Consider the following 441-nt stretch of genomic DNA (forward strand, 5'->3'; position numbering starts at 1 on the left):
GACCACCGGCGTCGGACTTGCGCAGGAAGTCGATTTCTTCCTCAGGAAAATCGAGCGTGGCCTCCACCAGCATGCGCAGGTGGATGAGCGCATCGCGCAGCTTGTGGATTTCGCCCGAGAACGCGCCGGCCAGGGAGCGGCTGGCGCTGCGGGCGGCAGCCTCGGTACTGGCGTCAATCAGGTCGGCGATGGCCTCGGCCTGGGCCAGATCGATCTTGTCGTTGAGAAAAGCGCGCTCGGTGAACTCGCCCGGCTGGGCCAGGCGCAGGCCGGGCAGGCGGGGCCTACCTTCGGGCACGCTCGCCTGCGCAGCGGCCTCCAGGCAGCGCGCGAGCAGCAATTGCAGTACCACGGGACCGCCGTGCGCCTGCAGCTCCAGCACGTCCTCGCCGGTGTAGCTGTGCGGTGCGGGAAAGAACAGCGCCAGTCCCTGGTCGATGG

1 pseudogene is annotated in these 441 nt (G+C 68.5%); it reads right to left on the minus strand.

The annotated features are described in order from the left end of the window. Window positions 1–441, minus strand: a pseudogene (locus HK439_RS26500) (tRNA uridine-5-carboxymethylaminomethyl(34) synthesis GTPase MnmE); the annotation flags it as partial.

It is taken from the genome of Roseibium aggregatum (assembly GCF_014692675.1).
Lineage (GTDB): Bacteria > Pseudomonadota > Alphaproteobacteria > Rhizobiales > Stappiaceae > Roseibium > Roseibium aggregatum_C.